The 11,479-nt window shown below is 71.0% G+C and carries 9 protein-coding genes; 7 read left to right on the top strand and 2 right to left on the bottom strand.

Annotated features, from left to right (window positions below):
• Positions 1-37 precede the first annotated feature (37 nt).
• Entirely contained in the window at positions 38-943 is a 906-nt protein-coding gene (locus ACIBF7_RS41655; RefSeq protein WP_271279658.1) for an ATP-binding cassette domain-containing protein, read from the top strand.
• A gap of 3 nt (positions 944-946) precedes the next feature.
• Positions 947-3,178 carry an alpha/beta fold hydrolase gene (locus tag ACIBF7_RS41650; RefSeq protein ID WP_397199595.1) on the top strand — a complete coding sequence of 744 codons (2,232 nt, stop codon included), beginning with the start codon at positions 947-949 and terminating at the stop codon, positions 3,176-3,178.
• On the opposite strand, the gene ACIBF7_RS41645 is transcribed toward ACIBF7_RS41650, so the two are convergent.
• Entirely contained in the window at positions 3,175-3,639 is a 465-nt protein-coding gene (locus tag ACIBF7_RS41645; RefSeq protein WP_364233152.1) for an Lrp/AsnC family transcriptional regulator, read from the bottom strand. The genes ACIBF7_RS41650 and ACIBF7_RS41645 overlap by 4 nt on opposite strands.
• Before the next feature lie 92 nt (positions 3,640-3,731).
• Between ACIBF7_RS41645 and ACIBF7_RS41640 the strand changes: the two genes are divergently transcribed.
• The 5 genes from ACIBF7_RS41640 (at position 3,732) to ACIBF7_RS41620 (ending at position 10,145) form a co-directional block, all read left to right on the top strand.
• On the top strand, positions 3,732-4,943 hold the full coding sequence (locus ACIBF7_RS41640; RefSeq protein WP_397199594.1) for an APC family permease: 1,212 nt from the start codon (positions 3,732-3,734) through the stop codon (positions 4,941-4,943).
• A 33-nt stretch (positions 4,944-4,976) separates the two neighbouring features.
• Positions 4,977-6,839: an acyl-CoA dehydrogenase family protein gene (locus ACIBF7_RS41635; RefSeq protein ID WP_397199593.1), complete on the top strand. Its 1,863-nt coding sequence runs from the start codon at positions 4,977-4,979 to the stop codon at positions 6,837-6,839.
• Positions 6,840-7,048: 209 nt separating this feature from the next.
• Complete coding sequence (locus ACIBF7_RS41630; RefSeq protein ID WP_148036754.1) at positions 7,049-8,308, top strand: extracellular solute-binding protein; 1,260 nt, start codon at positions 7,049-7,051, stop codon at positions 8,306-8,308.
• A 65-nt stretch (positions 8,309-8,373) separates the two neighbouring features.
• A complete protein-coding gene (locus tag ACIBF7_RS41625; protein ID WP_148036755.1) occupies positions 8,374-9,258 on the top strand; it encodes a carbohydrate ABC transporter permease in 885 nt (294 codons plus the stop codon).
• Positions 9,258-10,145, top strand: a complete 888-nt coding sequence (locus ACIBF7_RS41620) for a carbohydrate ABC transporter permease (protein WP_397199592.1) — start codon at positions 9,258-9,260, stop codon at positions 10,143-10,145. The genes ACIBF7_RS41625 and ACIBF7_RS41620 overlap by 1 nt, the downstream gene beginning before the upstream one ends.
• 614 nt (positions 10,146-10,759) lie before the next feature.
• Here ACIBF7_RS41620 and ACIBF7_RS41615 read toward each other — a convergent pair.
• Entirely contained in the window at positions 10,760-11,398 is a 639-nt protein-coding gene (locus ACIBF7_RS41615) for a DsbA family oxidoreductase (RefSeq protein ID WP_397199591.1), read from the bottom strand.
• Positions 11,399-11,479 lie beyond the last annotated feature (81 nt).

Here is an 11,479-nt window from a genome sequence, read left to right as displayed (position 1 = left end):
GCTCGATCACGTCAGAATCCACGTACGAGGGAGCGATGTGATCGAAGTGAGGGGCCTGACCATCCGGTACGGCAGAACGCGAGCTGTCGACGACCTGACCTTCACGGTGAGACCCGGCCTGGTGACCGGCTTCCTGGGCCCGAACGGGGCGGGCAAGTCCACGACCATGCGGGCCGTGCTGGGGCTGGAGTCGCCCGACGCGGGCGAGGCGCTGGTGGACGGGCGCGCGTACGTGTCGCTGCGCCGGCCTCTGCGCACCATGGGGGCGCTGCTCGACGCCGGGGCGGTGCACGGCGGCCGGACCGCCCGCGCCCATCTCGGCTGTCTGGCGCGCAGCAACGGCATCGGCGCCGGCCGGGTGACCGGGGTGCTGGAGCAGGCCGGTCTGGCCGGGGTCGCGGACCGGCGGATCAGCGGGTTCTCCCTCGGCATGAAGCAGCGGCTGGGGATCGCGGCGGCGCTGCTCGGCGATCCGCCGGTGCTGATGTTCGACGAGCCGCTGAACGGGCTGGACCCGGAAGGCATTCGCTGGCTGCGCGACCTGCTGCGGTCGCTGGCGGGCGAGGGCCGTACCGTGCTGCTGTCCAGCCATCTGATGAACGAGATGGCGCTCACCGCCGACCACGTCGTCGTCATCGGGCGGGGCCGGCTGATCGCGGACACCGCCATGAACACCCTGGCCGGGCTCTTCCGTGGCGACGTGCTGGTCCGCACGTCCGACCCGGAGCGTCTCACCGCCGTCATGCGCGCGCGGGGGGCGGAAGTGGTGACCGAGGACGACGGCGCTCTGTCCGTCCACGACCTGGACGCGGCCGAGATCGGCGTGCTGGCGCTGGCCGAGGGGATCCCGCTGGCGGAGCTGTCTCCGCGCGGCGCGTCCCTGGAGGAGGCGTTCATGCGGCTCACCGAGGACAGCACCGAGTACCACTCCGGAGGACGCTGACCGATGATCGACGTGATCGCTTCCGAGTGGATGAAGCTCCGCTCGCTCCGCTCGAACCTCTACTTGCTGGCCTGTTCGGTGGCGGCCGTCCTGGCCTGCGCCGGGATCGCGTTCATGATCGGCCGCGGGTTCGACAACCAGACGATGGAAGAGAGGATGGCCTTCCCCGGCAACGGGGACGGCGTCGGCAACGGGATCGCGGTCGCCTACTTCGTGTTCGGCGTGCTCGGCGCCCTGGCGATCACCTCCGAGTACCGCACCGGGATGATCCGGACGAGCTTGGCAGCCGTGCCGCGCCGCTCGATGTTCCTGCTGGCCAAGGCGCCCGGCCTGGCCGCGGTCGCCCTGGTGGCGGGTCAGGTCCTGGCGTTCGCCATGCACGCGGCCGCCATGGCGGTGCTCGGCGACCGGGCCGGGCAGGTGCTCCGTGACGGGGTGACGCTGGGCACGCCGCTGTCGGAGCCGGGCGTGCTCGCCTCGGTGATCGTCGCCGGACTGTCGATGGCCGCCGTCGCGCTGATCGGGCTCGGCGTGGGGGCCGCCGTCCGCTCCACCCCGGGCGCGCTGGTCGTCATGACCGTGATCATCGTGGTGCTGCCGACGGCGGCCAGGACGCTGCCCATGCCGCTGCGCGCGCAGGCCGGCTCGTTCATGATCGAGAGCCTGCCGCTCCAGATCGCGGGGGTCGGCGGCGGGGTCCTGCCGCCCGCCGTCGCGGCGGGGCTGCTGGTCGCGTACGTGGTCGCCGCGCTGACAGCGGGGGCCATGGTGATCTCGCCAGGACGGGGCCGGGTCAGAGCGCTGGCGATCGGCGCGGCCATGACCGTCCTGGTCTCGGCGGCACCCGCCGCCGTGGCCGCTTCGCCGGGCGCCGGCCCGTCGGCGGTGGCCTGGGCGGACTGCGCGGACGAGAACCTCGTCAAGGAGATGCGCTGCACCTCGATCAAGGTGCCGGTGGACTGGGCGGAGCCCGCCGGGCGGCAGATCGAGCTGACCGTCGGCATGCTGCCGGCGACCGGGGCCCAGCGCCGGACGGGCACGGTGTTCGCGATCCCCGGCGGGCCTGGCGGCTCGGGCGTGGCGGACCTGAGCAGGAGCGCGGGCAGCTTCGCCGAGCTGCGCGACCGTTTCGACGTGGTCAGCGTCGAGCCCCGCAACACCGTCGACAAGGGCGTGCTGCCGTACGACTGCCTCATCACCGGCCCCTGGATCACCCGGCCGGACACCCGTGAGGAGTACGCCGAGCTGGGCAGGCGCAACCGGGCGGCGGTGGAGCGATGCCGCGCCGCCGACCCCGAGTTCTTCGACCACCTGGACTCGGCCTCCGTGGCGCGGGACATGGAGGCGATCCGCGTCGCGCTGGGCGAGGAGAAGCTGAGCTTCATCGCCACCTCCTACGGCGGCGTACCGGGGATCGCCTACTCCCGGCTGTTCCCCGGCCGGGTGCGCGCGATGGTCTTCGACGGCTCGGTCAGCCCGTACCTGGACCGCGTGCGCGGCAGGCTCCCGCATGAGGAGTCCTTCACCCGCTTCGTCGCCTGGTGCGCGGCGAGCACCACGTGCGCGCTGCACGGCCAGGACGTCGGCGAGGTGTGGCGGGCGCTGGTGGCCCGGGCCGACCGCGTCCCTGTGCCGGTCAAGGGTGAGCCGCCGCGGGCCGCCTACAGCGGGTTCGACCTCCAGGTGGCCGCCGCCCCCAGCATCGTCTCACCGGGTCCGGATCCCGAGTTCCCCCGATGGGTGGAGCTCGCCGACGCGATCAAGCGGGCCGCCGGCGGTGACGCCTCGGGCTTCGCCGACTACGTCCGGCGGAGCACGAAAAGCCCGAAGGTCCCCGCGTTCACCGGGATGAACATGACCCACTGCCTCGACGGCCTCGGCTTCCGCGACTACGAGGAGTATCAGGAGACGCGTCGCGAGGGCGAGCGCCTGCTGCCGAACCTCGCGGGGAACGAACTCTGGCACCCGCTCGCCTGTGTCGGCTGGCCGGCCCCGGCGACCAACCGGGCCGCGCCGCTGCCGGCCGGGGAACTGCCGCCCTACCTGGGCGTCGGCTCCTTGACGGACTTCGACGGGTCGGCGGACATCGTACGGCGGGTGCCCGGCTCGGCCGCGGTTCAGCGTCAGGGGTACGGTCACGGCCTCTACAAGAGCGGCGACTCCTGCGTCATCGCCCACGTGAACCGCTACCTGATCAGCCTGCGCCTCCCCGCGCCGGGCACCGTGTGCGGCTAGGCCGGGTCGGGCAGCCGGGCGGGGGCCGGGTCGCGCACCTGCTGAAAGATCACCGAGGTGCGGAAGCCGGAGATCTCGCGCCGCTTGCTCAGCCGGTCGAGCAGGAAGTTGTGCAGGTGGTCGAGGTCCTGGACGGCCACGTGCAGCAGGAAGTCGTCGCCGCCGGCCAGCACGAACACGCTCAGCACCTCCGGCAGCGCGGCCGTCGACCGCTTGAAGGTGTCGATCACCTCCCGGCTCAGCGGGCGGACCTGCACCATGACCATGGCCTGCACGCTCCGGTTGAGCGCCGCGGGGTCGATGTCGGCGTGGTAGCCGCGGATCACACCGCGGCGGGTGAGCGCGCGTACCCGCTCCAGGCACGTGGAGGGGGCGACGCCGAGGCGGCGGGCGAGTTCGCGGTTGGACAGCCGCGCATCCGTTTGAAGGAGTCCTACGATCGCCGTATCAAGTTCGTCCATGACGGGATTCTGGCAGCGGAATCGAACGTTCGGTCGGTGGAACGCCGAGACTGCCGATCGGATGCGTAGCGTCTGTCGGCATGAATGGGCGAATGGGTGCCGGACAGGGCACCGCGATGCTCCTCGGCGGCGTGCTGGGACCGGGCATGCTCGTGCTGCCCCAGCTCGCCGCCGCCGCGGCGGGGCCGGCGTCGGTGCTGGCCTGGGCGGGACTGCTGGCGCTGAGCGTGCCGGTCGCGCTGACCTTCGCCGCGCTCGGCGCGCGCCACCCCGACGGCGGCGGCGTGGCCGCGTTCGCCGCGCGGACGTTCGGCCCGAGATGGGCGGCGATGACGGGATGGTGGTTCTACGGTGCGGTCCCGCTGGGCACCGTGGCCGCGGCGCTGGTCGGCGGGGGATACGTGGCCGACGCCTTCGGGGTCGACCGGATGGCCGCCGCCGCCGCGCTGCTGGCCGCCGCGTTCCTGGCCAACGCGGCGGGGCTGCGCACCTCTGGGCGGCTGCAGCTCGCCCTGCTCGGCGGGCTGGTCGCGCTGCTCGCCGCCGCCGTCGTCACCGCCGCGCCGCACGCGGAGGCGACCTCCTTCATCCCGTTCGCCCCGTACGGGGCCGCGGGCGTGGCGAGCGCGGCCGGGGTGCTGTTGTTCGCCTTCGTCGGCTGGGAGGCGGCCAGCCACCTGTCAGCCGAGTTCGCCGACCGGCGCGGCCTGGTGCGGGCCACGGCCGTGGCGCTGGTAGTGATCATCGTGCTCTATCTGGGCGTCTGCCTGACCACGATCGGCGTGCTCGGCGACCGGGCCGGCACGACGGCGGTGCCGCTCGCCGCGCTCCTGGAGATCGGCTTCGGCCCAGGGGCCCGGCCGGTGACCGGCGCCGTCGCGGTGCTGCTCACCTTCGGCGCCATCAACACCTACATCGCCGGCGCCTCCCGGCTCGGCGCCGCCATGGCGAGGACCGGCGCGCTGCCCGGCTGGTTCGCCAGCGGAGGTGAGCCCGGCCGGACGCCGCTGCGCAGCCTGGCGCTGCTGGCCGCGCTGAGCGTGCCGGTGCTGTTCCTCGCGGGCGACCTGGACGTGCTCATGCGGGCCACCGCCGCCTGCCTCGCCGCGGTCACCACCGTCGGGGTGGCCGCCGCCGTACGGCTGCTGCCCGCCGGAAGGCAGCGCGCCACCGCGGTCGCGGCCACCGCCCTGTCGGCTGTGTCGCTCGCCTGTTGCGGCTTCTACCTGCTGGTGCCCGCGACGCTGGGCCTGCTCGCGACCGTCCTGGTCGTCGAGCTGCCGCGCCGGCCGCTTTCTCGCTGAGTCGATTCGGCGTACTGTCGGCGGGAGGATGCCATGAGCGAGTACGCCAAGGCAAGGGAGCTCGGCGAGCAGGCCCGCGAGCAAGAGTGGACCCGCCCGAGCTTCGCCAAGCAACTGTTCCTCGGAGATCTCCGGCTGGATCTGGTGCATCCGGTGCCGTCCGTGCCCGACGAGGCGGCCAAACGCGGCGAGGAGTTCGTCCGGGCCGTCCGAAGATATCTCGACGCGCACGTCGATCCCGCCCGGATCGAGCGGGACGGGGTCATCCCGGACGAGGTCGTCAAGGGCCTGGCCGGGCTGGGAGCGTTCGGGATCACGATCGGTGAGGAGTACGGCGGGCTCGGCCTGCCGTACCTGTACTACTGCCGCGCGCTCATGCTGGTCGGCTCGTACTGCCCGGCGCTGGCCACGCTGCTGTCGGCGCACCAGTCGATCGGGGTGCCGCAGCCGCTGAAGCTGTTCGGCAGCGAGGAACAGAAGCGCGAGTTCCTGCCCCGGTGCGCGCGCGGCGAGATCTCCGCGTTCCTGCTCACCGAGCCCGACGTGGGCTCCGATCCGGCCCGGCTGTCGACCACCGCGGTGCGCGACGGCGACGCGTACGTGCTCGACGGGGTCAAGCTGTGGACCACGAACGGCGTGGTCGCCGACCTGCTCGTGGTGATGGCCCGTACGGGGAAGAAGATCAGCGCCTTCGTGGTCGAGGGCGACTCGCCGGGCATCACGGTCAGGCGGCGCAACGCGTTCATGGGGTTGCGCGGCATCGAGAACGGGGTCACGGAGTTCTCGCAGGTCAGGGTCCCGGCGAAGAACCTGATCGGGCGGGAGGGCGAAGGGCTGAAGATCGCCCTGACCACGCTCAACACCGGCCGGCTGTCGCTGCCCGCCAGCTGCGCCGGGCACGCCAAGTGGGCCGTGAAGATCGCCCGCGAGTGGGCGAACGCCCGCGTCCAGTGGGGCCGCAAGGTAGGCGAGCACGAGGCCGTCGCCACGAAGATCGCCTTCATCGCCGCGACCGCGTACGCCCTGGAAGCCGTCTCCGACCTGACCGCCAGGCTGGCCGACGGCGAGGGCAGCGACATCCGCATCGAGGCGGCGCTGGCCAAGCTGTACGCGACCGAGATGTCCTACCAGGCGCTCGACGAACTGGTCCAGATCAGGGGCGGGCGCGGCTACGAGACCGCCGAGTCGCTCGCGGCGCGCGGCGAGCGCGGCGTCCCGGCCGAGCAGATGCTGCGCGACACCCGGATCAACCGCATCTTCGAGGGCTCGTCCGAGATCATGCGGCTGCTCATCACCCGTGAGGCGGTCGACGCCCACCTGACCGCCGCCGGCGAGCTGATCAACCCGGACTCCTCACGGCAGGAGCGCGCCCAGGCGCTCAAGCGGGCCGGCCGCTTCTACGCCCGCTGGCTGCCGTCCCTGGTCACCGGGGCGGGGCAGCTGCCCACCGCCTTCTCGGAGTTCGGGCCGCTGGCCACGCACCTGCGCTTCGTGGAGCGGACCAGCCGCAAGCTGGCCAGGTCCACCTTCTACGGCATGTCCCGCTGGCAGGGGAGGCTGGAGCACAAGCAGGCGTTCCTCGGCCGGATCGTCGACATCGGCGCCGAGCTGTTCGCCATGACCGCGGCCTGCGTCAAGGCCGCCGAGGACGAGGGCGACCTCGGACGCCGGCCGCTGGAACTGGCCGACACGTTCTGCCGGCAGGCCAGGCGGCGGGTGGACACGCTGTTCGACAGGCTCTGGGACAACAGTGACGACCACGACGTGCGGCTGGCGCGATACGTGCTCGACGGCCGTTACTCCTTCCTGGAGGAGGGCATCCTCGACCCGTCCATCGAAGGACCGTGGATCGGCCGGCCGGAGGGTGGCGAGAACGTCCGCAGGAAGATTCGCTGACAAGTGGTCTAGACCGCAGGTGCGGAACTCTTCCCCTTACTGTTGCCGTTCTGCAATTTACCGGTATAGACCGCCAGGCGAACCCCGGCTTACGCTTGCGCAAACGCGTGGGGCCGTGACGCTCGCGGCCCCATACCCCTGGGCAGGGTCTGGCAGCTGGTACGGACCAGCACGACCCGTCCGATGAGAAGGCGGTACTTACGGTGAGAATGAGACTTGTGGGCGGCGCCGCTCTCGGCCTGGCTACCGTGCTGGTCCTGTCCAGCTGTGGCTCCGGCGCGTCGGAAGGCGGCGGCGACCAGGCGGCCGACGGCGGCCAGGTCACGCTGAAGATGGTCGCCGCCGACTACGGCGACGGCCCCGGCAAGCCCAACTCCGGAGAGAACTTCTGGAAGGGCGTGGTCGACGAGTTCCAGGCGGCCAACCCGAACATCAAGGTCGACGTCCAGGTCATCAACTGGAACGACATCGACAAGCAGGTCGCCACCATGATCCAGAACGGTCAGGTGCCCGACATCCTGCAGACCGGCGACTACTCCGGATTCGTCGCCGACGGCCTGCTCCACAAGGTCGACGAGGTCCTGTCGCCCGAGGTGTCCGGCGACATGCTGCAGAAGTTCGCCGAGTTCGGCAAGGTCGACGGCACGGCCTACGGCATCCCGTTCGTGTCCTCCGCCCGCGCCCTGTTCTACAACAAGGACCTGTTCGAGAAGGCCGGCGTCGCCGAGGCGCCCAAGACCTGGGACGAGCTCAAGGCCGCGGCCGAGAAGCTCAAGGCCTCCGGCGTCAGCCAGCCGTTCGGCCTCCCGCTCGGCCAGGAGGAGGCGCAGGCCGAGTCGTTCCTGTGGATGCTCGGCAACGGCGGCGGCTACAAGGACGACGCCGGCAAGTGGGCGATCAACTCGCCGCAGAACGTCGAGACCTTCACCTACGTCAAGGGCCTCGTCGACGCCGGGCTCACCACCCCCAACCCCGGCACCAAGGACCGCAAGACGGTCTGGGAGGACTTCGGCGCCGGCAAGGTCGGCATGGTCAACGGCGGACCCATGTCCATCCCGATCTTCGACGCGGCCGGCCTGAAGAACTACGGCGTCGCGCCCATCCCCGGCAAGACCGGCCCGCTCGACACCACGCTCGGCGTCATGGACTGGATCATGGCGTTCAACAAGAACGGCCGCGCCGAGGAGATCAAGAAGTTCTTCGACTTCTTCTACACCGGCTCCGCCGCTGAGAAGATCAGCGAGACGTACAAGCTGCTGCCCGTCACCAACGGCGGCATCGAGAAGCTGTCGGGCGACGAGAAGCTCAAGCCGTTCCTGGACGCGCTGCCCAACGCCAGCTTCTACCCGTTCCAGGACGAGAAGTGGGCCGAGCTGAACCCGGCGATCAAGCAGACCATCGGCGGCGCCGTCAAGGACGACCCCGCCGCGGTCCTCGGCGAACTCCAGAAGACCGCCGAGGCCGGCTGAACGACGGGGGCCCGTACGGCCGGCGTCTCACCTGAGGCGCCGGCCGTACCTCCACGGAGGAACTTATGAGAAGGTTGCGCGCCCTGGAGCCGCTGGCCTGGATCGGGCCCGCGGTGGTGCTGATCGCCGTCGTCGTGCTCTGGCCCGTCGTCGAGATGATCCGGTCCTCGTTCCTGGAGATCAGCCGGGTCGGCGTGGTCCGAGGCTGGAACGGCTTCGACAACTACGACAAGCTGTTCGCCGAGAAGGACTTCGCGGACATCATGGTCCGCAGCGTGGTCTGGGTGGTGGCCGTCGTCGTCCTCACCGTGGTGATCTCGCTCGCGCTCGCCCAGCTGTTCAACCAGCGCTTCCCCGGCCGCAAGGTCGCCCGCTGGGCGCTGATCGCGCCCTGGGCCGCGTCCGTGCTGATGACCGCCATCGTCTTCCGGTGGATGCTCGACCCGGAGGTCGGCGTCATCAACCAGATCAGGCTCAGACTCGGGCTCATCGACGCGCTCGGCGGAGCCTCAGCCGACCAGCTCGGCGACGCCTCCACCGCCATGCCGTGGCTGGTGTTCGTCGCGGTGTTCGTGTCCGTCCCCTTCACCACGTACGCGCTGCTCGCGGGCCTCGCCACCATCCCCGGTGACGTGTACGAGGCAGCCAAGATGGACGGCGCCTCCCGGCCGCGCACCTACTGGTCGATCACCCTGCCGCTGCTCCGGCCCGCGCTGACCGTCGCCGTGCTGATCAACATGATGAACGTCTTCAACAGCTTCCCGATCATCTGGGCGATGACGCACGGCCAGCCCGGATACTCGACGGCCACCTCGACCATCTTCATGTTCATCCTCAAGAGCTCCGACATCGGCGAGTCCGCCGCCATGTCGGTCGTCAACTTCGGAATGGTGCTGGTGATCACCGCGGTCTTCCTCAAGATCTCGCGCTGGAACAGGGCGGTGGCGTGATGGCAGTCGAGACCGCGCCGAAGGCGTCGGCCCGCCCCGCCCGCCGCCGGCCCGCGCCCGTCGGGCACCGCGCCATGCCCAGACTCAAGACCACGGTGACCGCGGCCGTCGCCTACGTGGTCGCGTTCATCTTCCTGTTCCCATACCTGGTGATGCTGCTGACCTCGCTGCGTCCCCAGGAGACGCTGCGCGACGCCACCATCCTGCCCACGCAGTGGGAATGGGCCAACCTGGTCAACTTCTGGAGCAGCGGCCTCGCGGGCAACCTCGTCGTCACCCTCCAGGTGGCCGCCGGCTCCACCGTCCTGGTGCTCCTGGTGGCGCTGCCGGCCGCCTACTACTCCGCCCGGCACAACTTCAGGGGGCGGACGTTCTTCCTGATCCTCGTGCTGATCACCCAGATGTTCCAGCCGACGGCCATGCTCGTGGGCATCTACCGCGAGTTCTCCCAGCTCGGGCTGGTCGACTCGATCTGGTCGCTGATCCTGGTCAACGGCGGGTTCAACCTCGCGTTCGCGGTGTGGATCCTGAACGCGTACTTCTCCTCGATCCCGCGCGAGCTGGAGGAGGCCGCGTTCATCGACGGCAACGGCCGGTTCGGCGCGCTGTTCCGCATCACGCTCCCGCTGGCCATGCCCGGGGTGATCACCGCGCTGATCTTCACGTTCATCGCGGCCTGGAACGAGTTCGTCGTCGCCCTGACCCTGACCACCACCCCGGAGAACCAGCCTCTGACCGTGGCGCTCAACTCGTTCATCGGCCAGTACCAGGTCGACTGGCAGAACCTGTTCGCCGGGTCGGTCATCGCCACCATCCCGGTGATCATCCTGTTCGCGTTGATCGAGCGGAAGGTGGTCGGCGGGTTGACGGCGGGGTCCATCAAGTGACGTCCGGCTGAGGACCCTCCCGAAGGTCCTCAGCCGGAGTCTCAGCCCAACTGCATGGCCCTCGCGGCAGACGCGCTCCGCGCGATCCCAGCTCGGGCTGTGTTGTGCGGGGGCGAGCCCTCGCGTCCCCTGGTCAAGGGCGTGGTCTTCGCGGTGGGTGGCGCTTCGCGCCGATCGGCTCGGGCTGTGTTGTGCGGGGGCGAGCCCCCGCGTCTTCAGGTCAAGGGCGTGGTCTTCGCGGTGGGTGGCGCTTCGCGCTGATCAGCTCAGGCATGTTGTGCGGGGGGGCGCCCCCCCGCCCCCCCGGGGGGGGGGGGGGGGGGGCCCCCCCCCCCGGCGCCCCCGGGCGAGAGGGCTACCGCCCCCTCGCGCTCCCCGGTCCCTGCCCAGTTCAGCGCCCTGTCCTGTGCGGCCCAGCGGCTCCCGGTCCTTGCCCAGTTCGGCGCTCTGTCCCGTGCGGCCCGGTTCAACGGCTCACGGTCCTTGCCCAGTTCAGCGGCTCACGGTCCCTGCCCAGTTCAGCGCCTTGCCCCGTGCGGCCCAGCTCAGCGCTCTCCATTGCACAGATCCGCCGGAGCGCGGGATAAGGGCAGATTGGGCGCTCGGATCGCCGATCAGCCGGACCAGTCAAGGGCCGCGAGACCATGCTCCAGGAGCCGGTACAGATCAGCGACAGGCTGGACGCCGGGGACCGGCGGACGGCCGTCGACCACCAGGCTGGGCACGCCGGTGACGCCGTGTTCGGCCGCGCGGCGCCGGTCGGCGCGGACCTCGTCGGCGTAGCCGTCGCCGGCCAGGACGGCCCGCACCTCATCGCCATCGAGCCCGGCCTGGTCACCAAGGCGACGCAGGACCTGCACATCGGCGACGTTCAGGCCCTCGGTGTGGTAGGCGCGCAGCAGCAGTTCCATCATCTCGTCGGCGCGGTCGCGGTCGGTGGCCAGCTTGACCAGCCGGTGCGCGTCGAAGGTGTTCACCGGGCGAGCCAGATGCAGGTTCAGCTCCAGGCCCTCGGCCGCGCCCAGCGACCGGATGTGCTCGACGCGGGCGGGCGCCTGCTCGCCCCACCACTCGGCCATCGCCTCGGCGGCGGTCGGGCCGGGGGTGCGCTCCGCCTCCGGCGCCAGCTCATAGCTGCGCCAGGCGACCTCGACGCGAGCGCGGCCGGAGTGCTGCGCCAGCGCGGCCGTCAGGCGTCTCTTGCCGATGTAGCACCACGGGCACAACACATCGGCGTAAATCTCAAGCTTCATGAATGACCTGCGCAATCGATCGTTACTGATGAGATGGGGTTCGCAGTGTCGGCAGGCATGGCCGCGAGCTGCCGGGCGCGA

The organism is Nonomuraea sp. NPDC050478 (assembly GCF_044458265.1).
GTDB classification, from domain to species: Bacteria; Actinomycetota; Actinomycetes; order Streptosporangiales; family Streptosporangiaceae; genus Nonomuraea; species Nonomuraea ferruginea.
Note: the sequence above shows the minus strand (reverse complement) of the source record. Positions and strands in the feature narration are given on the sequence as shown.

Bases quoted from the DNA above. Each gene is read 5' to 3' on its own strand.
- ACIBF7_RS41650 (WP_397199595.1), top strand. From the start codon at position 947: ATGATCGACGTGATCGCTTCCGAGTGGATGAAGCTCCGCTCGCTCCGC.
- ACIBF7_RS41635 (WP_397199593.1), top strand. From the start codon at position 4,977: ATGAGCGAGTACGCCAAGGCAAGGGAGCTCGGCGAGCAGGCCCGCGAG.
- ACIBF7_RS41640 (WP_397199594.1), top strand. From the start codon at position 3,732: ATGGGTGCCGGACAGGGCACCGCGATGCTCCTCGGCGGCGTGCTGGGA.
- ACIBF7_RS41630 (WP_148036754.1), top strand. From the start codon at position 7,049: ATGAGACTTGTGGGCGGCGCCGCTCTCGGCCTGGCTACCGTGCTGGTC.
- ACIBF7_RS41615 (WP_397199591.1), bottom strand. From the start codon at position 11,398: ATGAAGCTTGAGATTTACGCCGATGTGTTGTGCCCGTGGTGCTACATC.
- ACIBF7_RS41620 (WP_397199592.1), top strand. From the start codon at position 9,258: ATGGCAGTCGAGACCGCGCCGAAGGCGTCGGCCCGCCCCGCCCGCCGC.
- ACIBF7_RS41625 (WP_148036755.1), top strand. From the start codon at position 8,374: ATGAGAAGGTTGCGCGCCCTGGAGCCGCTGGCCTGGATCGGGCCCGCG.
- ACIBF7_RS41645 (WP_364233152.1), bottom strand. From the start codon at position 3,639: ATGGACGAACTTGATACGGCGATCGTAGGACTCCTTCAAACGGATGCG.